The 26,096-nt window shown below is 67.9% G+C and carries 18 protein-coding genes and 1 pseudogene; 10 read left to right on the plus strand and 9 right to left on the minus strand.

Going from position 1 to position 26,096, the window contains the following annotated elements; translation table 11 throughout:
• Positions 1-75: 75 nt before the first annotated feature.
• Genes EXE63_RS23135 through EXE63_RS23155 form a run of 5 tightly spaced genes read left to right on the plus strand, consistent with a single transcriptional unit; the run spans position 76 to position 4,978 of the window.
• A complete protein-coding gene (locus EXE63_RS23135; RefSeq protein WP_168143860.1) occupies positions 76-1,473 on the plus strand; it encodes an ABC transporter substrate-binding protein in 1,398 nt (465 codons plus the stop codon).
• Entirely contained in the window at positions 1,470-2,369 is a 900-nt protein-coding gene (locus EXE63_RS23140) for a carbohydrate ABC transporter permease (RefSeq protein WP_168143861.1), read from the plus strand. The genes EXE63_RS23135 and EXE63_RS23140 overlap by 4 nt, the downstream gene beginning before the upstream one ends.
• Positions 2,370-3,206 carry a carbohydrate ABC transporter permease gene (locus tag EXE63_RS23145; protein ID WP_168143862.1) on the plus strand — a complete coding sequence of 279 codons (837 nt, stop codon included), beginning with the start codon at positions 2,370-2,372 and terminating at the stop codon, positions 3,204-3,206. It abuts the gene before it with no gap.
• Positions 3,207-3,209: 3 nt separating this feature from the next.
• Positions 3,210-4,385, plus strand: a complete 1,176-nt coding sequence (locus tag EXE63_RS23150) for an ABC transporter ATP-binding protein (protein ID WP_168143863.1) — start codon at positions 3,210-3,212, stop codon at positions 4,383-4,385.
• Positions 4,385-4,978 carry a suppressor of fused domain protein gene (locus EXE63_RS23155; RefSeq protein WP_168143864.1) on the plus strand — a complete coding sequence of 198 codons (594 nt, stop codon included), beginning with the start codon at positions 4,385-4,387 and terminating at the stop codon, positions 4,976-4,978. Before EXE63_RS23150 ends, EXE63_RS23155 begins: the two co-directional genes overlap by 1 nt.
• A gap of 6 nt (positions 4,979-4,984) precedes the next feature.
• Here EXE63_RS23155 and corA read toward each other — a convergent pair whose 3' ends face one another.
• A complete protein-coding gene (gene corA, locus EXE63_RS23160; protein WP_168143865.1) occupies positions 4,985-6,091 on the minus strand; it encodes a magnesium/cobalt transporter CorA in 1,107 nt (368 codons plus the stop codon).
• A gap of 131 nt (positions 6,092-6,222) precedes the next feature.
• Between corA and EXE63_RS23165 the strand changes: the two genes are divergently transcribed.
• Positions 6,223-7,392, plus strand: coding sequence for an NAD(P)-dependent malic enzyme (locus EXE63_RS23165; RefSeq protein ID WP_168143866.1), 1,170 nt, complete (start codon positions 6,223-6,225; stop codon positions 7,390-7,392).
• Between the two features lie 13 nt (positions 7,393-7,405).
• Positions 7,406-8,233, plus strand: coding sequence for a glycine betaine ABC transporter substrate-binding protein (locus EXE63_RS23170; protein ID WP_168143867.1), 828 nt, complete (start codon positions 7,406-7,408; stop codon positions 8,231-8,233).
• Between the two features lies 1 nt (position 8,234).
• On the opposite strand, the gene EXE63_RS33100 is transcribed toward EXE63_RS23170, so the two are convergent.
• Together EXE63_RS33100 and EXE63_RS33105 are read right to left on the minus strand one after the other, a co-directional pair.
• Positions 8,235-9,059 carry an SDR family NAD(P)-dependent oxidoreductase gene (locus tag EXE63_RS33100; RefSeq protein WP_168145724.1) on the minus strand — a complete coding sequence of 275 codons (825 nt, stop codon included), beginning with the start codon at positions 9,057-9,059 and terminating at the stop codon, positions 8,235-8,237.
• 171 nt (positions 9,060-9,230) lie between these two features.
• Positions 9,231-9,974, minus strand: a pseudogene (locus EXE63_RS33105) (alpha/beta fold hydrolase); the annotation flags it as partial.
• A 124-nt stretch (positions 9,975-10,098) separates the two neighbouring features.
• Here EXE63_RS33105 and EXE63_RS23185 point away from each other — a divergent pair.
• The gene (locus EXE63_RS23185; protein ID WP_168145725.1) at positions 10,099-10,446 is read left to right on the plus strand and encodes a DUF732 domain-containing protein; all 348 of its coding nucleotides are present in this window, start codon (positions 10,099-10,101) and stop codon (positions 10,444-10,446) included.
• 66 nt (positions 10,447-10,512) lie between these two features.
• On the opposite strand, the gene EXE63_RS23190 is transcribed toward EXE63_RS23185, so the two are convergent.
• Together EXE63_RS23190 and EXE63_RS23195 are read right to left on the minus strand one after the other, a co-directional pair.
• On the minus strand, positions 10,513-14,289 hold the full coding sequence (locus EXE63_RS23190) for a multifunctional oxoglutarate decarboxylase/oxoglutarate dehydrogenase thiamine pyrophosphate-binding subunit/dihydrolipoyllysine-residue succinyltransferase subunit (protein WP_168143868.1): 3,777 nt from the start codon (positions 14,287-14,289) through the stop codon (positions 10,513-10,515).
• 139 nt (positions 14,290-14,428) lie between these two features.
• A complete protein-coding gene (locus EXE63_RS23195) occupies positions 14,429-15,181 on the minus strand; it encodes a hypothetical protein (RefSeq protein ID WP_168143869.1) in 753 nt (250 codons plus the stop codon).
• 225 nt (positions 15,182-15,406) lie between these two features.
• Between EXE63_RS23195 and EXE63_RS23200 the strand changes: the two genes are divergently transcribed.
• Together EXE63_RS23200 and EXE63_RS23205 are read left to right on the plus strand one after the other, a co-directional pair.
• On the plus strand, positions 15,407-16,621 hold the full coding sequence (locus EXE63_RS23200; RefSeq protein WP_168145726.1) for a multidrug effflux MFS transporter: 1,215 nt from the start codon (positions 15,407-15,409) through the stop codon (positions 16,619-16,621).
• A 102-nt stretch (positions 16,622-16,723) separates the two neighbouring features.
• Positions 16,724-18,778, plus strand: a complete 2,055-nt coding sequence (locus tag EXE63_RS23205; RefSeq protein ID WP_209999899.1) for an MFS transporter — start codon at positions 16,724-16,726, stop codon at positions 18,776-18,778.
• Positions 18,779-18,881: 103 nt separating this feature from the next.
• On the opposite strand, the gene EXE63_RS23210 is transcribed toward EXE63_RS23205, so the two are convergent.
• The 4 genes from EXE63_RS23210 to EXE63_RS23225 all read right to left on the minus strand — a co-directional run bounded on the left by EXE63_RS23210 (position 18,882) and on the right by EXE63_RS23225 (position 26,066).
• Positions 18,882-20,183 carry an HNH endonuclease signature motif containing protein gene (locus EXE63_RS23210; RefSeq protein WP_168143870.1) on the minus strand — a complete coding sequence of 434 codons (1,302 nt, stop codon included), beginning with the start codon at positions 20,181-20,183 and terminating at the stop codon, positions 18,882-18,884.
• A 425-nt stretch (positions 20,184-20,608) separates the two neighbouring features.
• Entirely contained in the window at positions 20,609-21,979 is a 1,371-nt protein-coding gene (locus tag EXE63_RS23215; RefSeq protein WP_168143871.1) for an FAD-binding oxidoreductase, read from the minus strand.
• Positions 21,976-25,419, minus strand: a complete 3,444-nt coding sequence (locus EXE63_RS23220) for a TM0106 family RecB-like putative nuclease (protein ID WP_168143872.1) — start codon at positions 25,417-25,419, stop codon at positions 21,976-21,978. Before EXE63_RS23220 ends, EXE63_RS23215 begins: the two co-directional genes overlap by 4 nt.
• Before the next feature lie 50 nt (positions 25,420-25,469).
• The gene (locus tag EXE63_RS23225) at positions 25,470-26,066 is read right to left on the minus strand and encodes an LppP/LprE family lipoprotein (RefSeq protein WP_168143873.1); all 597 of its coding nucleotides are present in this window, start codon (positions 26,064-26,066) and stop codon (positions 25,470-25,472) included.
• Positions 26,067-26,096: the final 30 nt, after the last annotated feature.

Here is a 26,096-nt window from a genome sequence, read left to right on the forward strand (position 1 = left end):
CCCTAGGTTTGCCCCGCGGGATGTTCTCGCCCGGAGCCGCTCCGGCGGTGCCATCAACGCAGACGGAGGCCGGAAGTGCTGAAGCGACGACTCTGCGCCGGGGTGATGGCCGCGCTGACGGTCGGTTCGGTGGTCACGGCGTGCGGCGAGGCCGAGGACGGCGTCGTCATCAGCTACTACACACCGGCCAACGAGATGGCAACGTTCACCGCGGTGGCCCAGAAGTGCAACGAGCAGCTCGGCGGCAGGTTCACCATCAAACAGGTTTCGTTGCCCAAGGGCGCCGATGATCAACGTCTGCAGCTGGCCCGCCGACTCACCGGCAACGACAAATCCCTGGACGTGATGGCCCTCGACGTGGTGTGGACGGCCGAATTCGCCGAAGCCGGTTGGGCGTTGCCGTTGTCCGACGATCCCGCGGGCCAGGCCGAATCCGATGCAGCAGCCAATACGCTGCCCGGGCCGCTGGAGACTGCCAAGTGGCAGGACAAACTGTATGCGGCGCCGATCACCACCAATACTCAATTGCTCTGGTACCGCGCAGATTTGATGTCCGCACCGCCGTCGAACTGGGATGCCATGGTGGCTGAGGCGAAGCGTCAGTACGCCGCGGGGGGCCCCAGTTGGATCGCTGTACAGGGCAAGCAGTACGAAGGTCTGGTCGTGTGGTTCAACACGCTGCTGGAAAGTGCCGGGGGCCAGGTGCTCTCCGATGACGGCAAGACCGTCACGCTGACCGACACCCCCGAGCACCGGGCGGCCACCGTCAAGGCACTGCAGATCATCAAAGACGTTGCCACCGCGCCGGGTGCGGACCCGTCGATCACCCAGACCGATGAGGGCACCGCACGCCTGGCGCTGGAACAGGGCAAAGCCGCGCTCGAGGTGAACTGGCCGTTCGTGCTGCCATCCATGCTGGAGAATGCCGTCAAGGGCGGCGTCGCGTTCCTGCCGCTCAACGAGGACCCCGCCCTGGCCGGCGCGATCAACGATTCCGGCAGCTTCTCGCCGACCGACGAGCAGTTCGACATCGCCTACGAGGCCAGCAAGAAGGTCTTCGGTTTCGCGCCGTTCCCGGGGGTGCGCGACGGTGAGCCGGCCCGGGTGACCCTGGGTGGTCTGAACCTGGCCGTCGGCAAGAACACCCAGCACAAGGCCGAGGCGTTCGAGGCCATCCGCTGCCTGCGCAATGTCGACAACCAGCGCTATACGTCGGTCGAGGGCGGTCTGCCCGCGGTGCGGGCGTCGCTGTATGACGACCCGGCGTTCCAGGAGAAGTACCCGCAGTACGAGATCATCCGTCAGCAGCTCACCAATGCCGCGGTGCGCCCGGCGACACCGGTGTACCAGGCAGTGTCGACCCGGATCTCCGCCGCGCTGGCGCCGATCACCGATATCGACCCCGAACGCACCGCTGATGAACTCGCCGTGCAGGTACAGAAGGCCATCGACGGCAAGGGGCTCATTCCGTGACGACCCAGACCCAGGGCAGCGATGACACGCGCGCCGAACGGCGGTTGGCCTTCTGGCTGATCAGCCCGGCCGTCTTCCTGATGCTCGCGGTGACGGCCTACCCGATCGTCTACGCCGTCTGGCTCAGCCTGCAGCGCTACAACCTGGCCGCGCCCGATGACGTCGAGTTCATCGGGCTGGAGAACTACCAGACGATTCTCACCGACCAGTACTGGTGGACGGCGTTCGCCGTGACGCTGGGCATCACCATCGTGTCGGTGGCCATCGAGTTCGCGCTCGGTATGGCCCTTGCACTGGTCATGCACCGCACCATCTTCGGCCGGGGAACGGTGCGCACCGCAATCCTGGTGCCCTACGGCATCGTGACCGTGGCGGCGTCCTACAGCTGGTACTACGCCTGGACGCCCGGCACCGGATACCTGGCCAACCTGCTGCCGACCGGCAGCGCGCCGCTGACCGAACAGCTTCCGTCGCTGGCGATCGTGGTGCTCGCCGAAGTGTGGAAGACCACGCCGTTCATGGCGCTGCTGCTGCTGGCCGGTCTGGCGCTGGTTCCGCAGGATCTGCTGAACGCGGCACAGGTCGACGGGGCCGGCGCCTGGAAGCGATTGACCAAGATCATCATTCCGCTGATCAAACCCGCCATCCTGGTGGCGCTGTTGTTCCGCACCCTGGACGCGTTCCGCATCTTCGACAACATCTATGTGCTGACCGGCGGCGCGAACGACACCGGGTCGGTGTCGATCCTCGGTTACGACAACCTGTTCAAGGCGTTCAACCTCGGCTTGGGTTCGGCCATCAGCGTGCTGATATTCCTCTGCGTCGCGGTGATCGCCTTCATCTTCATCAAGATCTTCGGTGCCTCAGCACCCGGCGCGGACGAGGAGGGCCGCTAGATGGCGGAGAACGTGGGTGCCCGCCGCGCGACCGGTTGGGCTGTCATCAATGTCATCGTCGTGCTGTACGCCTTGTTCCCGGTGCTCTGGATCCTGTCCCTGTCGCTGAAGCCGACCTCAACGGTCAAGGACGGCAAGCTCATTCCGTCGGAGATCACCTTCGAGAACTACAAGGCCATCTTCGAGGGCAACATCTTCACCTCGGCGCTGGTCAACTCGATCGGCATCGGCCTGATCACCACGTTGATCGCGGTCGTCATCGGCGGCATGGCCGCCTATGCGATCGCGCGGCTGGCCTTCCCCGGCAAGAAGGTTCTGGTCGGGGTGGCCCTGCTGATCGCGATGTTCCCCCAGATCTCCCTGGTGACACCGATCTTCAACATCGAGCGCCGGCTCGGACTGTTCGACACCTGGCCGGGCCTCATCATTCCCTACATCACCTTCGCATTGCCGCTGGCGATCTACACCATGTCCGCGTTCTTCAAGGAGATCCCCTGGGATCTGGAGAAGGCCGCCAAGATGGACGGCGCCACGCCGGGGCAGGCCTTCCGCAAGGTGATCGCACCGCTGGCGGCGCCCGGCATCGTCACCGCGGGCATTCTGGTGTTCATCTTCGCGTGGAATGACCTGCTGCTCGCGCTGTCGTTGACGGCGACCGAGCGGGCGATCACCGCGCCGGTGGCGATCGCGAACTTCACCGGCAGCTCGCAGTTCGAGGAGCCGACCGGCTCGATCGCGGCGGGCGCGATGGTCATCACCGTGCCGATCATCATCTTTGTGCTCATATTTCAGCGACGGATCGTGGCCGGGTTGACCTCCGGCGCGGTGAAGGGGTAATTCATGGCCGAGATCGTGCTGGAGAACGTGTCCAAGAGTTACGCCGGCGGCGCGGCGGCGGTGAAGGACCTGTCGCTGACCATCGCCGACGGCGAATTCATCATCCTGGTCGGACCGTCCGGGTGCGGTAAGTCGACCACCCTGAACATGATCGCGGGCCTGGAGGACATCAGCTCCGGAGACCTGCGCATCGGCGGTGAGCGGGTCAACGACAAGGCGCCCAAGGATCGCGACATCGCGATGGTGTTCCAGTCCTATGCGCTGTACCCACACATGACGGTTCGGCAGAACATCGCGTTCCCGTTGACCCTGGCCAAGCTCGGCAAGGATGAGATCGCCCGCAAGGTCGAAGAGACCGCGGGCATTCTCGATCTGGCCGAGCTGCTGGATCGCAAGCCCGGGCAGCTGTCCGGTGGGCAGCGTCAGCGCGTGGCGATGGGGCGGGCGATCGTCCGTAACCCCAAGGCCTTCCTGATGGACGAGCCGCTGTCCAACCTGGACGCCAAGCTGCGCGTGCAGATGCGTACCGAGATCGCGCGCCTGCAGGACCGGTTGGGCACCACCACGGTGTATGTCACCCACGATCAGACCGAGGCGATGACGCTGGGGGACCGGGTGGTGGTGATGCTGGCCGGCGTGGCACAGCAGATCGGCACGCCCGAGGAGCTCTACAACACCCCGACCAATCTGTTCGTCGCCGGTTTCATCGGCTCGCCGGGCATGAACTTCTTCCCGGCGACGCTGACCGACGGTGGTATCAAGCTGCCGTTCGGTGACGAAGTGGTGCTCACCGATGAGGCGCAGCGGATCCTGGGGCAGCATCCCAAGCCCACCAACGTGATCGCCGGCCTGCGTCCCGAGCATTTCGACGACGCCGCGCTGGTCGATTCCTACACCCGCATCAAGGGTCTCACCTTCGAGGTGGACGTCGACCTGGTGGAGTCCCTGGGCGCGGACAAGTACCTGCATTTCCGCATCGAGGGGTCCGGGGCGAAATCGGCTCAGCTCGCCGAACTGGCCGCCGAATCCGGTGCCGGCGAAAACGAGTTCGTGGCACGGGTTTCGGCGGACTCGAAGGTCTCTGCCGGCAAGAAGGCGGAGCTGGCGGTGGACACCTCCAAACTGATCATCTTCGACGGCGACACCGGGGTGAATCTGTCCATCCCGCCCGCCGGCTAGTGGTCGACGTACCAGCCGAGGTGCGCAACCGGCTGCGGGCGCACTTCACCGCGGCCGGTGTGCTCGGCGAGCCGGCCGAGGCGAGCGTCACCTTCCTGGGCGCGGACCGGATCTCGGTGCTGCGCTACGGACCCGACGGCGGCGGCGTCAACCACTTTGTCTCGGTGGGCTGTTCGCGTTATCCGATGGTGGACCCGACCAACTTCGTCACCGACACCGAGCACGGGCCGCGGGCCGAAGTGGTGGTGTCACTGCGGCCACCGAGCCCGGCCGGTCTGGCCCGGTCGATGGCGGTGTTGGCGGCCGCGCCGTCGGTGGAGGGTCTGGTGCTGGAACCCGACGCGCTGATCGATCTGAGCGGACCGCTGTTCGAGGGCGCGCCGTTCACCGCATTCCTGTTGGGCCCCAGCACCATCGACGATGTCGCGCTGCCGGATCCGCTCTCCGACGTGACGATCCTGCAGGCCACCCCGATCACGCCGACGGAGGCGGCCTGGGTGCGGCTCAAGGGCGCCGAGGCGATGCGCGAGGCCTGGCGCACCGACGGCGTCGACGTCTTCGACGCGAACCGGCGGGCCTCCGAGCCGTCCTAGGCCACGTCAGAGCCAGTGATTGCGCCGGAACGTCCGGTACAGCAGCGTGCACACGCCCAGCATGAGCAGCAGCACCGCCGGGTAGCCCCACGGCTGGTGTAGTTCGGGCATGTAGTCGAAGTTCATCCCGTAGATGCCGGCCAGCGCGGTCGGCACCGCGGCGATCGCCACCCAGGCCGAGATCTTGCGCATATCGGTGTTCTGCTGCATCGAGACCTTGCCGACCGCAGCCTGCACCAACGAGCTGAGCACCTCGTCATAGCCCTCGATGCGGTCGGCTGCCTTGATCGTGTGGTCGAGCACGTCGCGCATGTAGCGCCTGACCTCCTTGGAGATCAGGTCATTGTGATCGGTGGTGATGCGCTGCAGGTCGGTGGCCAGCGGGCTGACCGCCCGGCGAAGCTCGACGACCTCGCGCTTCATCAGGTAGATGTGCTCGATCTCGGTGGCGCTGTTGGGGGAGAAGACGTTCTCCTCCATCTCGTCGATATCCTTCTCGACGAGATCGGTGACGTCGAGGTAGTCGTCGACGACATGGTCGGCGATGGCGTGCATGACGGCGTACGGGCCCAGCTTGCAGCTCGTCGGGTTGGTGTCGATGTGCTTGCGCACCGTGGCGAGTCCACCGTGCTCGCCGTGCCGAACCGTCACGACGAAATCGGCACCGACGAACACCATGATCTCGCCGGTCTCGACGATTTCGCGGGTCTTGGCCACCGAGTCGTGCGCCACGTACTTGACCGTCTTGAGCACCAGGAACAGCGTGTCGTCGTAGCGTTCCAGCTTGGGGCGCTGGTGGGCGTGCACCGCGTCCTCGACGGCCAACTCGTGCAGACCGAACACCTCGGCCACGGCCTGCATCTGATGCTCGTCGGGTTCGTGCAGGCCGATCCAGACGAACGCGCTGCCGCCGCCGGCCTCGATCTCGTGCACCTTGTTCAGCGCCGCCGCGTGGGTGTATCTGCCCGGTAGGCGGACACCGTCGCAGTAGACGCCGCAGTCGACCATCGCCTGCGAAACCGGCACATGGATGCCGGATGCGTCGGCAGCGGTAGTGACCCGGCGTCCCGCCGGCCTCAGCATCGACGGTGGCAGGGGGCGGAAAGACGGCATCGCGACCTCCATCGTCTAGGGCCGCGACCGCGTGCCCCGTGGCCGAATGTTACTCGTCAGTCGCGTTTCCAACCTCTCACGGTCAGGGAACCGGTGCCTGTGAGTTCCTTGGGTGAAGTAACGTGACGGCCGTGTCGGAATTGGTCAAGACCCCACAGGTTGTCATTGATGACGCGGAGATCTTCGCGGCCCACGAGGGGGGCAAGCTCTCGGTCGAACTGAAGGAACCGCTGGACACCCAGCGTGCGCTTTCCATCGCCTACACCCCGGGCGTCGCTCAGGTGAGCCGCGCCATCGCCGCCGACGCCACCCTGGCCAAGAAGTACACCTGGGCGAACCGCCTGGTGGCCGTGGTCAGCGATGGCAGCGCGGTGCTCGGCCTCGGCGATATCGGCCCGGCGGCCTCGCTGCCGGTCATGGAGGGCAAGAGCGCGCTGTTCAAGACCTTCGGTGGGCTCAACTCCATCCCGATCGTGCTGGACACCAAGGATCCCGACGAGATCGTCGAGACGCTGATCCGGCTGCGGCCGACGTTCGGCGCGGTGAACCTGGAAGACATCTCCGCACCCCGGTGCTTCGAGATCGAGCGCCGCGTCATCGAGGCGTTGGACTGCCCGGTGATGCACGACGACCAGCACGGCACCGCCATCGTGGTGCTCGCCGCGCTGCTGGGTGCGGTCAAGGTGCTCGAGCGCGACATCCACGATCTCAAGGTCGTGGTGTCCGGCGCCGGTGCGGCCGGCGTCGCCTGCACCAACATCCTGATCAACAGCGGTATCAGCGACATCGTGGTGCTGGACAGCAAGGGCATCGTGGAGAGCGGTCGCAGCGACCTGAACTCCTTCAAGGCCGAACTGGCCCAGCGCACCAACCCGCGCGGGCTCACCGGCGGGGTGGCCGAGGCGCTCAGCGGCGCCGATGTCTTCCTGGGGGTTTCGGCGGGTCTGGTCCCCGAGGAGTTCATCGCGACGATGGCGCCGGGCGGCATCGTGTTCGCGCTGTCCAACCCCGACCCGGAGATCCATCCCGACGCCGCGCGCAAGTACGCCTCGGTGGTGGCCACCGGTCGCAGCGACTTCCCGAATCAGATCAACAATGTGCTGGCCTTCCCCGGTGTGTTCCGGGGCGCGCTGGACGCCGGTGCGCGCCGCATCACCGAGGAGATGAAAGTCGCTGCCGCGCATGCGATTTTCTCGGTCGTCGGCGATGACCTGGCGACCGACCACATCGTGCCGAGCGCGCTGGACCCGCGGGTGGGTCCCGCGGTCGCCGCCGCGGTCGCGGAAGCCTCCGGCGTCTGAGATCCGGTCGACGATGCGGCGGTTGGCAGTCGCACTGGTCGCGCTGCTGATCGCCGGGTGCGCTGGGCAGGCGCCGCCACCGGCATCGGTGTCGGTCGGCGCCGACGGTCAGTCGGCGCTGCTCGCGCACCTGTATGCCGCCGCGCTGCGCTATTACGGCAGCCCGGCGCATGTGCAGAACACGCCGGATCCCTTGGCGGCGCTGGATTCCGGGGACGTCGACGTGGCACCGGCGTTGACCGGTGAGGTGCTGGCCCGGTTCGCGCCGGACGCACCGGCACGGTCGGCGGCCCAGGTGTACCGCGCCATGGTCGGAGCGCTCCCGGAAGGGCTGGGCGCCGGTGACTATGCCGACGGCGCATCCGACAAACCGGTCATCGCGGTGACCGGGCCGACCGCTGCGGACTGGGGTGCACGTGACGTCAGCGCGCTGATCACCCGCTGTGATGCGCTGAAACCCGGTGTCGTGGAAGGGGTTCGAGTGCCGGAGTCGTTCGGCACCTGTACGCCGGCCGCGCCCGAGGAGTTTTCCGACGCCGAGGCACTGTGGGCGGCGTTGCGCAGCGGCGCAATCGACATTGCCTGGACATCGGCGGCAGCACCGGATTTCCCCGAGGATCTGACCATGCTGGCGGACCGGACGGCACTGATCCGCGCCGAGAACGTGGTGCCGGTGTTCCGGCGGAACACCCTGAGCCAGATGCAGTTACGGTCGGTCAACGAACTGGCCGGTGTGCTCGACACCGACGCCCTGGCACAGCTGCGCGCCGAGGTGGCCGCCGGCGCCGAGCCGGGGGCGGTGGCCAACGCCTGGCTGGACACCCACCCGCTCGGTCACTAGATCACTTCGGGATCAGGCCGTTGGCCACCGTCGAGAACAGCTTCTGATAGCCCGAACCGGTGATCCGGACGAACACGTCGAGGATCTTCGCGTCGGCGCCGACCAGTACCCGGGCGCGATCCTTGCGGACCGCCTCCAGGATGATCTTGGCGGCCTTCTCCGGGCTGGTCTTGGCGAGCTTCTTGTCGAAGGCGTTGGCCATCTTCTGCACGTCGATACCCTCGGCGGCGGTGGCGTTGCGCGCGATCGCGGTCTTGATGCCGCCTGGGTGCACGCAGGTCACCTTGACCGGGTGCTTGGCCACGGCCATCTCCTGGCGCAGGGCCTCGGTGAATCCGCGCACCGCGAACTTCGCCGCGTTGTAGGCGGCCTGGCCGGGCACCGAGAAGATGCCGAAGAGGCTGGAGACGTTGACGACGTGCCCGTCACCGGATTCGATCAGGTGCGGCAGGAAGGACTTGGTGCCGTTGACGACGCCCCAGAAGTCGACGTCCATAATCCGCTCGATGTCCTTGTAGGAGCTGACCTCGATATCGCCGGAGTACGCGATCCCGGCGTTGTTGTAGATCTGGTTGACCTTGCCGAAATGCTCCTTGACCGCGCCGGCGTACAGCTCGAAGGCCTCACGCTCGGTGACGTCGAGGCGATCGGCCTTGACCGGTGCGCCGATGGCCTTCAGACGCTCCTCGGTGACTGCCAGCCCCTCGGTGTCGACATCGCTGATCGCCAGCTTGGCGCCGGAGCGGCCCAGCTCGACGGCCAGTGCCTGCCCGATGCCCGAGCCGGCGCCCGTCACGACGCAAACTTTTCCGGCAAAGCCCTCCATGCGCACACTCCTGTCGTGACCAACTGTTGTTCGATTGTGTTCGACCTTAGCCGTTACCGGCGGTACCGCAGCCGACCGGGTCGGTCCGTTCTCCACGAACGCGGTGACGAGGTCGGCGAACTCGTCGGGCCGCTCGATCTGCGGCATGTGTCCGGCACCGGCGAACAGGTGGACCTGAGCGTCGGGAAACTGCCGCCGGGCCGCGCCGAGGTGAACCGCTGGCAGGATGCGGTCGCGGTCGCCCCAGATCAACAGGGTGGGCCGGGGATGCGCGGCCACCGCCGCCAACAGACCCTCGCGCCACTGCGGGCGGACTCCGCGCGCGGTGCCGAGCTGGTTGGCGATCTCGTGCAGAAATGCCCCGGCGCCGGGCTGCGCAGCGATCCGCAGCGCATGCTCGACGCGTTCGGGGGTGGCCAGTGCCGGGTCGGCGAAGATCCGGCGTTCCATCAGCCGGGCGCCGGCCGCGGTGCTGTGGGTGGCGGCGTAGCGGCCGAGCCCGGGCAGCGACAACATCTTCAGCAGCGGGGTGACCTCGGCGCCGAAACCGGCACTGTTGACCAGGGTCAGGCTGGCGACCCGGTCGGGGTGGGCGGCCAGGAGCTGCATGGCGACCGCACCGCCGAGCGAGTTGCCGATGACGTGGCATGGCCGGGTTTCGCCGAGCTCGGCGAGGGTGCCGGCCACCCCGTCGGCCAGGGCGCCCAGATCGGCGGGTCCCTCCCGGCGGGCCGAGAACCCGAACCCCGGCTGGTCCGGGGCGATCACATAGAAGCGTCGCGACAGTCGCTCCACCTGCTCGGACCAGTCCTCGAGACTGCGGGAGATGCCGTGCAGCAACAGCACCGGCCTGTTCTGGGGGTCACCGGCGGTCTGGACTCGGACGGCACGGTCATCGACCGTCAGAAGGCGCATCCAACCATGATGTGACAATCATCTCGCGAAGCCCAGTGGCAGAACGCATCTCATTGGACCACCGATGGTGCATTTTGTGCGCTGGGAGTGTAACGATGCCCGCGCGCGCAGCGATGCCCCCATCATGATGCGTTTGCGATTCGCGGTTGCCGCCGGTGCCGTCCTGTCCGCCGGTCTGCTGGCCGCCGCCCCCGCCCAGGCCGATCCGGCCACCGACTTCCTGAACACCCTGGACGGGTCGGGTCTGAGCGGCATCAACCCGGCCGACGCAGTCTCGGCGGGGCAGTCGGTGTGCCCGGTGCTGGCAGACGGCGGCCAGAACCTCGCCGATGTCGCCGGGCAGGTCTCGGACACGATCGGGCGTCCGCTCGGGCCGGCCACCATGTTCACCGGGTTCGCGATCTCGGCGTTCTGCCCGGGCGCGATGACATCCCTGGCCAACGGTGAGTCGCCGATCCCCGGTCTTTTCTGACCTCGCACGTGCAGAAGGTCGCGAGAATCATCCGGATTCTCGCGACCTTCTCCACGTCGGGCGGAACTACGGCGCGAACGCTTCGTCGATGATCTCCTGCTGCTCGACCGCGTGCACCTTCGAGGAACCCGAGGACGGAGCCGACATGGCGCGCCGGGAGATGCGCTTGATCCCGGTCAGCTTCTCCGGCAACAACTCCGGCAGGGAAAGCCCGAACGTCGGCCAGGCACCCTGGTTGGCCGGCTCCTCCTGCACCCAGAAGTACTGCGACACATTGGGGTACTCGTCGAGGGTCGCGTTAAGCCGGCGCCGCGGCAGCGGGTAGAGCTGCTCGATGCGGATGATCGCCACATCATCACGCTTCTCCTTGGCCTTGCGGGCCACCAGCTCGTAGTAGATCTTGCCGCTGGTGAGCAGCACTCGCTTGACCTTCGACCGCTCGCCGATGCCCTCTTCGTAGGTGGGCTCTTCCAGCACCGAGCGGAACTTGATCTCGGTGAAGTCCTTGACCTCGCTGACCGCGGCCTTGTTGCGCAGCATCGACTTCGGGGTGAAGACGATCAGCGGCCGGTGGATACCGTCGAGGGCGTGCCTGCGCAGCAGGTGGAAGTAGTTCGCCGGGGTCGAGGGCATTGCCACGGTCATCGAGCCCTCGGCGCACACCTGCAGGAAGCGCTCGATACGGCCCGACGTGTGGTCGGGACCCTGGCCCTCGTGACCGTGTGGCAGCAGCAACACGACATCGGAGAGCTGGCCCCACTTGGCCTCGCCAGAGGAGATGAACTCGTCGATGATCGACTGCGCGCCGTTGACGAAATCGCCGAACTGGGCCTCCCACAACACGATTGCCCCGGGGTTGCCCACCGAGTAGCCGTATTCGAAGCCTACCGCCGCGAACTCGGACAGTGCCGAGTCGTACACCATGAAGCGGCCACCGGTCGGGTTGCCGTCGGTATCGGCGGTCAGCAGGTCCAGGGGGGTGAACTCGGCGCCGGTCTTGCGGTCGATGATCACCGCGTGACGCTGGGTGAACGTGCCGCGCCGGACGTCCTGGCCGGTCAGGCGGACCGTCTTGCCTTCGGAGACAAGCGATCCGAGGGCCAGCAGCTCGCCCATGGCCCAGTCCACCTTGCCCTCGTAGGCCATCTCGCGACGCTTGTCGAGCACCGGCTGCACGCGCGGATGCACGTTGAAGTTCTCCGGCACGGCCAGGTGCGCATCACCGATCCGCGCCAGCACCGACTTGTCGACGGCGGTGTTGAGGCCCTTTGGTGTCTGCTGGTCGGCCTCGACCGATTCGCTCGGCTCGATCTCGTGCTTCTCCAGCTCGCGGACCTCGTTGAACACCCGCTCCAGTTGGCCCTGGTAGTCGCGCAGCGCGTCCTCGGCCTCCTTCATCGAGATGTCGCCGCGGCCGATCAGCGCCTCGGTGTAGGACTTGCGGACACCACGCTTGGTGTCGATCACGTCGTACATGCCGGGCTGCGTCATCGACGGGTCGTCGCCCTCGTTGTGCCCGCGGCGGCGGTAGCACAGCATGTCGATGACGACGTCCTTGTTGAACTTCTGCCGGAAGTCGATGGCCAGCTTGGCCACCCACACACACGCCTCGGGATCGTCGCCGTTGACGTGGAAGATCGGCGCGCCGACCATCTTGGCGACATCGGTGCAGTACTCGCTGGAGCGCGAATCGTGCGGCGAGGTGGTGAAGCCGATCTGGTTGTTCACGATGATGTGGATGGTGCCGCCGGTGCGGTAACCCCGCAGCAGCGCCAGGTTCAGCGTCTCGGCCACCACACCCTGACCGGCGAACGCGGCGTCACCGTGCAGCATCATCGGCACCACCGAGAAGGCGGCATGCCCCTCCGGGGAGGTGAAGTCGATGATGTCCTGCTTGGCACGGACCAGGCCTTCGAGCACCGGGTCGACGGCCTCGAGGTGGCTCGGGTTGGCCACCAGCGACACCGCAATATCGTTGTCGCCGAACATCTGCAGGTAGGTGCCGGTCGCGCCGAGGTGGTACTTGACGTCACCGGAGCCGTGCGCCTGACTCGGGTTCAGGTTGCCCTCGAACTCGCCGAAGATCTGGCTGTAGGGCTTGCCGACGATATTGGCCAGCACGTTGAGCCGGCCGCGGTGCGGCATGCCGATGACGACCTCGTCGAGACCGTGCTCGGCGGCCTGGTCGATCGCGGCGTCCATCATCGGGATGACGGTCTCGGCGCCTTCGAGCGAGAAGCGCTTCTGCCCGACGTACTTGGTCTGCAGGAACGTCTCGAACGCCTCGGCCGCGTTGAGCTTGCTCAGGATGTACTTCTGCTCGGCGACGGTCGGCTTGTCGTGCTTGGTCTCGACGCGCTCCTGGATCCAGCGCTGCTGCTCGGGTTCCAGGATGTGGGTGTACTCCACGCCGACGTGGCGGCAATAGGCGTCGCGCAGCACCGAGAGCACATCGCGCAGCTTCTTGTATTCGGCGCCGGCGAAACCGTCGACCTTGAACTCGCGGTCCAGATCCCACAGCGTCAGGCCGTGGGTCAGCACGTCGAGGTCGGGGTGGCTGCGGAAGCGGCCCTTGTCCAGTCGCAGCGGGTCGATATCGGCCATCAGGTGACCGCGGTTGCGGTACGCCGCGATCAGTTCGATGATCCGGGCGTTCTTGTCGTAGATGGAGTCCGGGTTGTCGGTCCGCCAGCGCACCGGCTCGTGCGGGATGCCCAGTTCGCGGAAGATCTCGTCGTAGAACTCGTCGTCGAGCAACAGGGTGTGGATGGTGCGCAGGAAGTCACCGGACTCCGCACCCTGGATGATGCGGTGGTCATACGTCGACGTCAGGGTGATCAGCTTGCCGACACCCAGTTCGGCGATGCGCTCCTCGGAGGCGCCCTGGAACTCGGCGGGGTACTCCATGGCGCCGGCGCCGATGATCGCGCCCTGACCGCGCATCAGTCGCGGCACCGAGTGCACGGTGCCGATGGTGCCCGGGTTGGTCAGCGAGATGGTGACACCGGCGAAGTCCTCGGCGGTGAGCTTGCCGTCGCGCGCGCGCCGGACGATGTCCTCATACGCGGCGATGAACTGACCGAACGCCATCGTCTCGCACTTCTTGATGGCGGCCACGACCAGCGATCGGTTGCCGTCCTTACCGGCCAGGTCGATGGCCAGACCCAGATTGGTGTGCGCCGGGGTCACGACATTGGGCTTGCCGTCGACCTCGGCGAAGTGCCGGTTCATGTTCGGGAACTTCTTGACCGCCTGCACGATGGCGTAGCCGAGCAGGTGGGTGAAGCTGATCTTGCCGCCGCGGGTGCGCTTGAGGTGGTTGTTGATGACCACCCGGTTGTCGATCATCGCCTTGGCCGGGATGGCCCGCACGCTGGTGGCCGTGGGCACGTCCAGTGAGGCGTTCATGTTCTTGACGACGGCGGCCGACGCGCCACGCAGCACGGTGTTCTCATCGCCCTCGGCCGCGGGGGCGGCGGGTGCGGGCTTCTTGGGGGCCGGCTCCGCCTTCGTGGCCGGGGCGGCGGCCTTCGGCGTCGCGGCCTCGGCCTTCGGAGCGGCCTTCGGAGCGGCCTTGGCCTCCGTCGTGGTCTCCGCCTTTGCTTCCGTCTTCGCCTCAGCCTTTGCCGGGGCAGACGGGGCGGGGGCGGCCTTTGCGGGCGCCGACGGCTTGGCCGCGGCGGGCTCGGATTTCTGGGCCGGGGTGTCCATCGACTCGGGGGCGTAGTCCACCAGGAACTCGTGCCAACTCGGATCCACCGACGAAGGATCCTCGCGGAACTTGCGATACATCTCTTCGACGAGCCACTCGTTCTGTCCAAATGGTGATGGTGAACTGCTCACAGCAGCGTTTCGCCCCGATTCCTCTGTCCCAGCAGGCGAAGTCCGGCGTCGCCCGCGCGCTGTTTGTCTGCGGTTGCCCGCATTTGGCCGACTAAAGGCTACGCCTCGGAACACACCCCCACCACGAGAGTGCTACTTGTCACTCCAGCTGGGCTGAAGGCAGCACGTGTAGGGTCGACGGCCACCTCGGCGGCGGGCTGCCGAACGCGAGGCTCGCATTCTTGACGATTCGCTTGCCCATCAAGCGGTTACCGACACCTCCGACGACGGCGCCCACACCCACCGGCAGCAGTTTGCCGAAGGCGATGGCCCCGCGCTTGAGGGCGTACTTCTTGACGAAGTACTTCACCAGCCGGTTGTTGAGCTGGGACACCGCGGGCAACGGCAGGGTCGCGGCGCCGTCGGAGATCCACGCCCCGCTGGTGCGACCGCCGCCGACCAGATCGGCCACCGCACGCTTGCCGTCTTCGCCGACGAGGACGGCCAGCACCAGCGCCCGCCGCCGTTCCCGGTGTTCGGCGGGAATGCCGTGCACCTCGGCGACCGCCAGCACGAACACCGCCGTCGCCTCCAGGAACACCAGGGTCTCCCCGGCTACCGCGGACATCGCCACCAGCGTGCCGATACCCGGGAACGCGGCGGCCGAACCGACCGCCGCGCCGCTGGCCATCACCGCGGCCAGGTAGTGCTTCTCCAGCGAGGTGATGATCTCGGCCGGCGTCGCATCGGGCCGCTGCTTGCGCAGCCGGTCCACATAGGCGGTGACGGCGGGCGCCTGCAGCCGTGTGCTGCGTTCGAGGATCTGGGACAGGGCCTTGGCAGCGGCACTGGGGTCGTCGTCAGCCCCCTCGCGGACCGCGGGCAGATTCTTGCTGCTGGACCGAGCGTTCATCGGTGGTTCTCCCATCGCATCCCCGGGATCGGCTCCCACGGTGCCTGTCGAATACCCAGGTTAGTGCTCGTTCAACGAGTGGGGGCGCAGTCCGGGTGCCCGCCCGCGCAGTGACGGCGGTCACCGCCCGATCCGGGAAGAAAAAACCGCGGTGCGACGCTGGCCATAGTCGTGGCAACATCCCTGGGCGTGACAACCGAGCCAGTGGCGCCCAGCAGGCTCCGGATGATCACCGTCCTGGGACTGATGATCGCGCTCGGCCCGCTGACCATCGACATGTATCTGCCCGCGCTGCCGCGGATCGCCGAGGACCTCTCGGTGTCCTCGTCGGTGGTGCAGTTGACGCTCACCGGCACGCTGGCCGGGCTGGCCTTCGGGCAGCTCATCATCGGGCCGCTCTCGGACTCACTGGGGCGACGCGTTCCGCTGATGGCCGGTATCGCGCTGCACATGGCGGCCTCACTGGTGTGCCTGTTCGCGCCGAACATCGAGGTGCTCGGCGCCGGGCGTGTGCTGCAGGGATTCGGTGCCGCCGCGGCGGCCGTGGTGGCCGTCGCCGTCGTCGGCGACCTCTACGTGGACTCCGCGGCCGCCACCGTGATGTCCCGGCTGATCCTGGTCCTCGGTGTCGCGCCCGTCATCGCGCCGTCCCTGGGCGCGGTGGTGCTGCTGAAGGCGTCGTGGCACTGGATCTTCGCGGTGCTCGTGGTGCTGGCCGGGCTGCTGTTCCTGCTGGCCGCGCTGGCGCTGCCCGAGACGTTGCCGACATCCCATCGGCGCCCGCTGCACGTGCGCTCCATCGTCGCCACCTACGGCGAACTGCTGCGCGACTTCCGTTTCGTCACGCTGGTGCTGGTGGCCGCGCTGAGCATGGCCGGGCTGTTCGGTTACATCGCCGCGGCGCCGTTCGTGCTGCAGGGTGACTACGGGCTGAACCAGCAGTCCTTTGCGCTGGTGTTCGCCGCCGGCGCGATCATCCTGATCGGCGCCACCCAGTCCAATGTGGTGTTGCTGCGCCGGTTTGCGCCGCAGGCGATCATGCTCGTCGCACTGGTCATCTCCGTCATCGCCGCCATCGTGTTCGTCGTGCTCGCGGTCACCGGGGTGGCCGGCCTGGCCGGCTTCCTGGGCCCCGTGCTGGTCATCCTGGGCGGGATGGGCCTCGTGCTGCCCAACGCGCCCGCCGTCGCGCTGTCGCGGCATCACGATGCCGCGGGCACCGCGGCCGCATTGCTGGGCGCCGCGCAGTTCGGGCTGGGCGCGGTGACCGCGCCGGTGGTCGGCATGCTGGGCAACAACGAGTTCGCGCTGGCGCTGGTGATGCTGGTCGGGTCGGCCATCGCGTTGGCGGCCATGGTGTTCGTCGGTGTGCCGTCGCGTGCTGAGCACGTCGCGGGCGAGCCCGAGGTACTCGGCGATCCGCTTTCCGAACCGGCCTGATCGCCGGCCGCCCGGTTTCGTGGTGTGACCGGCCCTGACTTGTCGGGATTCGGGCGGGTCCGTAGCGTCGGGCAGATCGCCGATCTCCCGATGACCAAGTAGATGTCCGAGAACTTCACTGACCGACGCGCGCCCGAGGCCCCCCGGCTGACCGAGGGGGCCCGCCAGGCCAACCCGTGGCATGCCCTCTGGGCGATGCTCGTCGGGTTCTTCATGATCCTGGTCGATTCCACGATCGTCGCCGTCGCCAACAAGCGCATCATGGAGGCGCTGAACACCGACTACGACGGTGTCATCTGGGTCACCAGCGCCTACCTGCTTGCTTTCGCCGTGCCGCTGCTGGTGGCGGGCAGGCTCGGTGACCGTTTCGGCCCGAAGAACCTGTATCTGATCGGGCTGGCGGTCTTCACTGTCGCCTCGTTGTGGTGTGGGCTGGCCGGCTCCATCGAGGTGCTCATCGCGGCGCGGGTGTTGCAGGGTCTCGGCGCCGCGCTGCTGACGCCGCAGACATTGTCGATGATCACCCGGATCTTCCCGGCCGCCGGCCGGGGCGTGGCGATGAGCGTGTGGGGCGCGACGGCCGGGGTGGCCACCCTGGTCGGTCCGATCGCCGGCGGACTCCTGGTCGACGGACTGGGCTGGCAGTGGATCTTCTTCGTCAACGTGCCGATCGGCATCATCGGTCTGGGCCTGGCGCTGTGGCTGGTGCCGACCCTGCCCACCACCCTGCACCGCTTCGACATCCTGGGTGTCGCGCTGTCGGGCCTGGCGATGTTCCTGATCGTCTTCGCGCTGCAGGAGGGCCAGTCGCACCAGTGGGAGCCGTGGATCTGGGCGGTGATCGCGACCGGAGCCGCACTGCTGGTGGCCTTCGTCTATTGGCAGTCGGTCAATCCCCACGAACCGCTGATCCCGCTGACGATCTTCCGCGACCGCAACTTCACGCTGTCCGCCCTCGGCGGTGCCGTCATCGGTTTCGTGGTGACCGCGATGATCCTGCCGGTGATGTTCTACGCGCCGGTGGTGGCGGGCCTGTCCTACACCAGCTCGGCATTGCTGACGGCACCGATGGCGATCGCCTCCGGTGCGCTGGCGCCGTTGGTGGGGCGCATCGTCGACCGCACCCACCCGACGCCGGTCATCGGGTTCGGCTTCTCCACGGCGGCCATCGCGCTGACCTGGCTGTCGTTCGACCTGACGCCGGCGACGCCGATCTGGCGGCTGCTGTTGCCGCTGACCGCGATGGGTATCGGCATGGCGTTCATCTTCTCGCCGCTCGCGGCGACCGCCACCCGGAACATGTCGCCGGAGTCCGCGGGTGCGGGATCTGGGGTCTACAACGCGACGCGGCAGGTGGGCGCGGTGCTCGGCAGTGCCGCGATGGCGGCGTTCATGACAACCCGGATCAGCGCGGAACTGTCCGCCGCGGGAGTCGAGGTGACCGCCGACGGGCCGGCCCCCGAGCTGCCCGGGTCACTGCACGGCGCCTTCTCCGAGGCGCTGGCGCAATCGTTGTTGCTGCCGGCGTTCATCGCCCTCGTCGGAGTGGTGGGTGCGATCTTCCTGCGCGGCTTCGCGACCGGGCCGACCGCACCGAGCGCCGTCGCACCGGTACCTGAGGTGCAGCCGGTCGATGAGCAGCACTCGCTCGACGAGCACTGGGACGACGAAGACGATTACGTCGAGTACACGGTCGACTGGTCGCGGGCGGCCCGCGCCGCCGACCCGCCGACCGATCTGATCCCGGCCGTCAGCGACGAACCTGTCGAGCCGCCCACCGATCGCCTCTATGAGCATGTCGAGCATCCACTGCATGCGCCCGCCGACACCTGGCATCCCGGGCCGGTCGAGACATGGGAGCACGTCACCGACGAGGCGGAGCCGGTCCAGGAGCCGGAACCCGAACCGGAACCCGAACCCGAGCCCGTGCCCGTGCCCGAACCCGAGGAGCTGCCCCACGACGCGGCGTGGCGCAGCATTCTCGACGATCTGCTTACCGCACCGGCCGACGATCAGATAGGGCACGCGCGCAACGGTTTTCACACCGACCAGCAGGGCTGGTTCCAGCCGCTGGATCCGCCTTCGGTTCACGAGCAGGCCGAGTCCTCGGGCCGGCATTCCCGGCCGAGTCGCGGCCGGCACTCCCGCGAGGACTGATCGGCGGGGCGCCGTGCTGGCGGGTCCGGCGGCGGGTTCTGCCGCCGGACCCGCTGCGCGGGCTGTTTCACTGTGGAGTTGTCAAGGTGCGGTGCGGTTTTGGTTATGCGGCGGTGGGCAGGTCGGTCATGGTGCGTCGGGCATGCGATCGCAGGTGTGCCGGTTCGGGCCCGGCCGGGTCATGCGGTGGGATGAACCAGGGGTGGCGGTCAGCGCCGAGGTAGACCTGCCAGCCACCGTGATGGATCGCGGTGTGGTGCAGTCGGCAGAGCAGCACGCCGTTGTCCAGGCAGGTGGTGCCCCCACTTGCCCAGGGGGTGATGTGGTGGGCATCGCACCAGGACACCGGCCTGCCGCAGCCGGGGTGCGCGCACCCACCGTCGCGTACCGCCAACCCTTTACGGATCAAGGGTGTGAACAGCCGTTCGGCGCGCCCCACATCCAGTGGGGCGCCGGCGTTGTCGACGGTCACCGAGGTGAGGGTGCTGTCGCAGCTGATGAGGTCTGCGGTGCGGGTGCTGACGGGACCACCGAACCCAAGAACATCCACGCCCTGTGCTGCGGGGCGGATGAGGGTGACGTGCGGGAGCACACCACCGCTCATCGGGCGCTGTGAGCCCGACAGATAGGTACGCATGATCTGTCCGAAGGCGTCGGCGCGGCGCCGCCCGACCGGGCGTGGGTCCGGGGATCCGTCCGGCAGCGGGACCGGCCGGCACAACGGGTCCAGCGCAGTGAGCAGTTCCTCCCCGGTGAGCCCGTCGAGATCCAGGGTCGCGGCGACCCGCCCGTCCTCGGTCTGCACCACGGTCATGTCGTTGAGGTCGGCGTTTTCCGCGACCGGCACCACATCCTCGTCCTGCGGCGATGTGGCGGCCTGCGCGATGGCGATCTCGCGGGCCTTCTTGGCCACCCGGGACGGGGTGGTCTGGATCATCAGCGTCGTCACGACGCCCGCCCGGTCTTCCTCGGACAGGGGGACCCGGCTGTTGATGTGGGTGACGCCGCGTCCGATGGCGTCGGCGAATTGGATGTCGATCCCACCGAGACGCTGGGCCCGGGTCAGCGCGGGCAGGCTGTGTGCCGCGCGCCCCACCCGCGCGGCCCGGTACGCCGCACCCGGCGCCACACCCAGGGCGGTGAGCAGATCGGCCCCCGAACCCAGGTGCTTACGCGCCGGGATCCCGGCCCGTTCGGCGGCCGCGACGGCCTGGGCGATCACATGATCGAACAGATTGCGGGCGGTGACCGCGGCTACCAGCACCGCGAGCAGGGGTTGTTCATCAATCACCCGGCGCGGACAGTCCAGCAGATGAAACAGAGTGCGATCCTCATCCCGCGCGGGTGTGGGCGTGAGGTCATCGATCAGCGCATCAATGAACGTGTCGAGATGGGTGGCGTCCATGTGGATACCGGCTTTCACAGAAGGTGCCCAACGGGCACGATCAGTCAATACGGTTCGCATAGTCCCTTGGGACCATCGAACCTCGCGGCGACCGGAGTCGCGGTCTGTGCTCACCGGATGATGATGGGAGCAACGTCGCATTCGAACTTGTGTTCGATACTACGCCGAATCAAGGCCCCGCGCAAGGGAAATATTGAGGATATGGTGACAGTTCTGCCGGTTTGGTGGTGACACTTCTGTATCGACCTGAGAGTGGTGGCCGCCAGTGAACCCATCGATCCTGTCGTTCGGCTTCCGATTGCACAGTGGCCGATGACGCGCCCTGCGGGCGGTCTCGGCGTCGAGTGCCAAATCTGCCGCGCATTGCATACGCGCAAAGTCCTGCGGACCTATTGCGTTGTGCGAGCACGAAACCCGAAGACCTGTCAGGTGAACAGCACCGCCGGGTTCAGATATCCCGTCGGGTCCAGCGCAGATTTGACCGTGCGCATCGCGGCGATGTCGGCCTCGGTGCGGGCCATCGGCAGGTAATCCCGTTTGCGGGAACCGACCCCGTGTTCGGAGCTGACGTTGCCGCCGTGCTCGGCGATCAATGCCATCATCGCCGAATACAGCGCCTTCTCCCGATCGCCGTCGAGTGCGCACCGCACCAGGTTCAGGTGCAGGTTGCCCTCGCCGATATGGCCGAATAACACCGGAATCGCCTCGGGGGCATGCGCGGCGACCAGATCGACGGCGGCGGCGCTGAACCCGGCGATCGCCGCCAGTGGTAGGGATACATCGAATTTCAGCGGCGGGCCGTAGGCGCCCAGCACCTCGCCGACGGATTCACGGACCTGCCACAACCGTTGGGAGGCAATGGTATCCATGCCGACGGCTGGTTCACCGCTGAGTTCGGCATCCTCCAGCGCCTCGGCCAGGCGCTCGGTGCGGTCGCTGTCACCGGCCAGTTCGATCAACAACATCCAGGCTCCGCTCACCGGGGCGGGCACGCCGAGGTGTTCTGCGGTCAGCGCGGCCGCGCGGGCATCGATGAGTTCCAGCGCCGCGATACCATCGGCGTCACGGAACCGGCGCCCGACCGCGATCAGCGCCTCCAGATCGTCGAACCCGGCCACCGCGGTAACCCGATGCGCCGGAACCGGATGCAGGCGCAGATCCAGTGCGGTGATCACGCCGAGGGTGCCCTCGGCGCCGACGAACAGAGCGGTCAGGTCGTAGCCGGTGTTGTCGCTGCGGACCTCGCTGTGCCTGCGCAACACCGTCCCCTCGGGCAGCGCCACGTCCAGCCCGATGACCTGCTCGCCCATGTTGCCGTAGCGCACGGTGCGCAGGCCGCCGGCGTTGGTGGAGGCCATCCCGCCCACTGTCGCGGAATCCCGGGCGGCCAGATCGACCCCGAACAGCAGGCCGGCCGCGCCCGCCGCGCGCTGTACCGCCGCCAGGGTGGCTCCGGCGCCCACCCGCACCCGGCGTTCGACGGTATCGACCGGGTCGATGGTGGTGAGCCGCTCGGTGGACAACAACACATCGTGGTGTTCGGGCACCGTGCCGGCCACCAGCGAGGTGCGCCCGCCCTGCACCGTCACGAACACCCCGGCGTCACGGCAGGCCCGCAGCACCGCGGCCACCTCGTCGGCGGTGCCGGGCCGCACCAGCGCGCCGGCCCGGCCGCGGTAGCGGCCGGTGTGGTCGACCGCACGGCCGGACAACACATCGGGATCGGTGCTCACCTGACTCGCCCCGACGATCGCGGCGAGCTGCTCGATCAGTGTGGCGGAAAGCGGTTCGGTCATCCCGTCGGTGTATCACATGCGGTGAGGGCGAGAAACGCGCCGAGTTCGATGAGCCCGTCCGGCTTGCCGGGCAGGTAGTCGGTCAACTGCGCCGAACGCACCAGCACCGCCGCATACTTGGCGCGGCTGATCGCCACGTTGAGCCGATTCCTGTTCAGCAGGAAGCCGATACCGCGCGGCACGTCGTCGATCGAGGACGCCGTCATCGACACGAAAACCACCGGGGCCTGCCGGCCCTGGAACTTGTCGACGGTGCCGACCTGCACATCGGGCAGCCCCGCCGCGTCGAGGCGCCTGCGCAGCAGCACCACCTGGGCGTTGTAGGGCGTCACGACCAGGATGTGCTGCTGACCCAGCGCGACCGTGCCGTCCTCGTCGGTCCACGCGGCGCCCAGCAGCGCGACGATCTCGGCGATGATCGCGTCGGCCTCCTCGGGGCTCTCGGTCGAGTTGCCGCTGTGCTCGACGGCCAGCACCCGCACCCCGGGCGCGACACCGTCGAGGCGCCGGGCCGCGCTGACCTCCTCGTAGGCCTGCAGCCGGCCGTCATAGGACAGCCGGGACACCGGCCGGCACACATCGGGATGCATCCGGTAGGACACCTCCAGGAAGTACCCGCGCTCCGGCGGCAGCGTGTGGTGGCCCTCGACCAGCCAGCCCAGCGCCGATTCGTTGACCGGTTCGGGGTGGGTGCCCTGGCTGACCTGGGGCAGCTGCTGCGGGTCGCCGAGCAGCAGCAGGTTGCGCGCGGCGGAGGCCACCGCGACGGTGTTGGCAAGGTTGAACTGCCCGGCCTCTTCGACGACCAGCAGATCGAGACTCTGCCGCGGCACCCGCGCGTCGTTGGCGAAATCCCATGCGGTGCCGCCGATCACACAGCCGCCATCCGCGGCGATGAAGGCCGGGTAGTCCTTTTCGGCGATCTGGCTCCATGCGGCGCCCTCGCGGCCCTTCTTCTTGCCGACGCGCTGCGGGTCGGCCCCGGCGGCGACCACACCGTCGAGCAGGTTCTCCACCACCGCATGCGATTGCGCGACCACCCCGACCCGCCACCGGTGCTCGGCGACCAGTCGCGCGATCACCGCCGCCGAGGTGAACGTCTTACCGGTCCCGGGCGGGCCGTGCACGGCAAGATACGAGCAATCCAGGTCGAGCAGTGCGGCGGTGATGGCGTCGGCGTTGTCGGCCGGGGTGCCCGGCCGCGGCAGCGGATCCCCGCTGACGGTCCGCGGCGGCCTGCGCAGCAGCACATCGGTCACCGCGTCGGCCGGCAGGGTGGGCAGCCCGGCGGCCACCAAAGCCGCTGTGGCATCGATGGACTCCTGTAGCGGGCGGGTGTTGATCGGCGGGCCCGGCGTCAGCGCGAACGGCAACTGGTCGAAGACCTCCCCGTCCTTGGGTTGGCGCTCGCAGACGACCACCGCGGTCGGCACCTCCGGGTCATCGCATTCGAGCACCGCCACCGACCCGAAGGCGCGGCGGTCCGGATCATCGGCCAGCCCCTGCGGTGCGGGCGGGTCGTAGAGCGCGTACATGTCACGGGCGAGTTCGCCGTTGGCCAGTTCGCCGGTCAACCGGATGTGCCGTTGCGGCTTGCGCGCCCTGGGCGGCTGGTGCCAGTCGTTGACGACCTCGGCGGCGTCGGCGACGAACACGCCGCTGTTGTCCGACCATTCGTCGACCGGATTGTTGACGCGATCGAAGTGGCTCCACCAGAACGGTTTGTCCTCGCGCTTGTGGAAGCCGCGCGCCGCGGCGACCATCGCCACGGCACTCTGCTCGGCGCTGCGTTCCTCGACACCATCGCCTGCGAACTTCATCAGCTTGCGGTTCAGGTCGTCGGAGATCTCGGCGGTGATCCCGGCCTCGTCGGCACGCACCGGCTGCGGGCCGCGTGGGGGCACCTCCGATTCGATGGCCCTGGCCACCAGCCAGTCCCGTAGCCGACGGGTCGAGCGGCAGTCGTACCGGTTGTAGTCCTCGATCTCCTTGAGCACCACCTCCGCGTCGTCGGTGCGGCCCTGCTCACTCAGCGCGCAGAACTTCGCATATTGGGTGATGGAGTCGGTGGCGGTGGTGACCTCACCGCTGCGCAGCTCGTTGCCCATGTAGAGCGGTTCGAGGTACTTGATGCTGTAGCTTTCGGCGCCGACCCGAATGCTCTTGCGCACCAAGGGGTAGAGGTCGACGAGCACACCGTTGCGCAGCAGGTCGTCCACCGCGTTCTCGCCGACGCCGTAGCGTCCGGCCAGCCGGAGCAGGGTGCTCTTTTCGTAGGCCGCGTAATGGTAGATGTGCATCTTCGGGTAGCGCCTGCGGCGCTTGCGCACCATCTCCAGGAAGTCGACCAGCGCCTGACGTTCACTGGCCCGGTCGTGCGCCCAGTACGGGGTGAACTCATCGGTGACGGTCAGGACGCCCCAGAGGTACTCGAGGCCCCAGTCCCGGCCATTGTTGGTCCACAGCGGGTCGCCCTCGAAATCGAAGAACAGGTCCCCCTTGTCGGCGTCGGGCAGCACCATCAGTGGCTGTGCATCGACGACCTCGAACGGTGGCTTGCCGTCGACCCGATCGGCGATCTGGAGGCGGGCCTGCCCGCGGAGCGCGGTGACGGTGCGTGTGGACAGTTCGGGGACGGGCCCGTCGTGGGCGGCCAGATCGTGCACCGTGCTGATGCCGGCGTCGATGAGCCGGGCACGCTGGCTGGTCCGCATGCCGGCGACCAGTAGCAGGTCGTCGGATTCCTTGACCTGCACGCTGCACTCGGGGCAGCGGAAGCAGGCCCGCACCCCGGCGTCGGCCCAGGACACCGCGACGCCACCGGCCAGGTGCCCGTCGAGCAGTCGCTGCAGCGCATCGCGGCGCGGCAGGTAGACCGGCAGCAGTTCGTCGACGCGGTAGCTGGAGACCGCGCCGTCACCGAGGACCAGGTCGACCTCCTCGGCGACCGGGACGCCGGCGGTGGCCAACGCGTCGGCGTAGGCCGCCAACTGCAGCAGCGCCTCCACCTTCACCGAGCGGGCCAGCTTGGTGTCGCGCAGCCGGTAGTGCCCGCCGCCGGGGCCGGCTTGCAGAGTGAGAAAGTCGGCGAACCCGGCGAATCTGCCGTCGAACATGGCGGCCTGATAGATGGCCGGATCGCCGCGGCGGACCGCGGCCATGGTCTGCTCGGCGGCCGCGGTGAGACCGGTCACCGTGTAGGCGGGCCTGCCGATCACCGTGACCTCGGTGGCCTCGCGGATCTCGGCGAGGTGGCGCTGCTCGTGCTCGTGGCCGAGGTCGGCCGTGCGGGCCAGCAGGGCGTCGTCGGTGGAGACGCGCGGACCCCACCCGAGATGGGCGTCGAAGGAACGCAGCAGCGCGTATTCGCAACGCGCGGCGGCCGCGAGGTCGGAGGCGCTGTAAATCACTTGCCCCTCGGCGCCATCGTCTCGGAACACCCACCCAGGCTAGGGGAGAGCACCGACACATGTGCCCGGGCCGGGCGGTGTCAGCCGGTGTTGCCGATCAGCTCCACACCGTTGCCGTTCCAGCGGAACCGCACGACGCTGTCGAGCCCGGGCACACCACCGGTGAACTTCAGGGCGATGGTGTCGCCGGTGCTGTTGGTCTGGTCGATGTCGTTGAACCCGTAGGTGTCGGGCACCCCGGTCGGGATGAACTTACCGAGGTGGAACATCACCGCGCGGGTGTTGGCGTTTTCGGCATTGGTGTTGGCCTTGACGATCACCACCGACAGCGGGGCGCACTCGTTGTAGTTGCCCGCCAACGGTTCCGGGCTCCACGGCTGGTTGCTGCGGGGGTCCTTGGGCAGCGCGGACACGGCCCGCGCGATCTCGGGGGCGGCAAGATTCACCGCGCACGGATCGGCTTCGGGAGTGGCTGTGGGCGGGGGCGGCGGCACCGGCGCGGCGACGGTCGTGCTGGCCGGTGCGGCCGCAGTCGGACGGTCGTCCGGGGTCTTGGAGACGGTGGAATCACTGGACCCGCACGCCACCAGCAGCAGGGCCAGAATGGGGGCGGCTGCCAGAACTGGAGCTCTCAACGCAAGCACCTCACAAGACCGAACCGTACCCGTGACGGCCATCCGTCCGGCCGATGCCCGGTCACGCTCTAG

Source organism: Mycolicibacterium frederiksbergense, assembly GCF_012223425.1.
GTDB lineage: Bacteria > Actinomycetota > Actinomycetes > Mycobacteriales > Mycobacteriaceae > Mycobacterium > Mycobacterium frederiksbergense.

Bases quoted from the DNA above. Each gene is read 5' to 3' on its own strand.
- EXE63_RS23145 (WP_168143862.1), top strand. From the start codon at position 2,370: ATGGCGGAGAACGTGGGTGCCCGCCGCGCGACCGGTTGGGCTGTCATC.
- EXE63_RS23210 (WP_168143870.1), bottom strand. From the start codon at position 20,183: ATGGACGCCACCCATCTCGACACGTTCATTGATGCGCTGATCGATGAC.
- EXE63_RS23200 (WP_168145726.1), top strand. From the start codon at position 15,407: ATGATCACCGTCCTGGGACTGATGATCGCGCTCGGCCCGCTGACCATC.
- EXE63_RS23205 (WP_209999899.1), top strand. From the start codon at position 16,724: ATGTCCGAGAACTTCACTGACCGACGCGCGCCCGAGGCCCCCCGGCTG.
- EXE63_RS23215 (WP_168143871.1), bottom strand. From the start codon at position 21,979: ATGACCGAACCGCTTTCCGCCACACTGATCGAGCAGCTCGCCGCGATC.
- EXE63_RS33100 (WP_168145724.1), bottom strand. From the start codon at position 9,059: ATGGAGGGCTTTGCCGGAAAAGTTTGCGTCGTGACGGGCGCCGGCTCG.
- EXE63_RS23225 (WP_168143873.1), bottom strand. From the start codon at position 26,066: ATGGCCGTCACGGGTACGGTTCGGTCTTGTGAGGTGCTTGCGTTGAGA.
- corA (WP_168143865.1), bottom strand. From the start codon at position 6,091: ATGCCGTCTTTCCGCCCCCTGCCACCGTCGATGCTGAGGCCGGCGGGA.
- EXE63_RS23150 (WP_168143863.1), top strand. From the start codon at position 3,210: ATGGCCGAGATCGTGCTGGAGAACGTGTCCAAGAGTTACGCCGGCGGC.
- EXE63_RS23195 (WP_168143869.1), bottom strand. From the start codon at position 15,181: ATGAACGCTCGGTCCAGCAGCAAGAATCTGCCCGCGGTCCGCGAGGGG.
- EXE63_RS23185 (WP_168145725.1), top strand. From the start codon at position 10,099: ATGATGCGTTTGCGATTCGCGGTTGCCGCCGGTGCCGTCCTGTCCGCC.
- EXE63_RS23170 (WP_168143867.1), top strand. From the start codon at position 7,406: ATGCGGCGGTTGGCAGTCGCACTGGTCGCGCTGCTGATCGCCGGGTGC.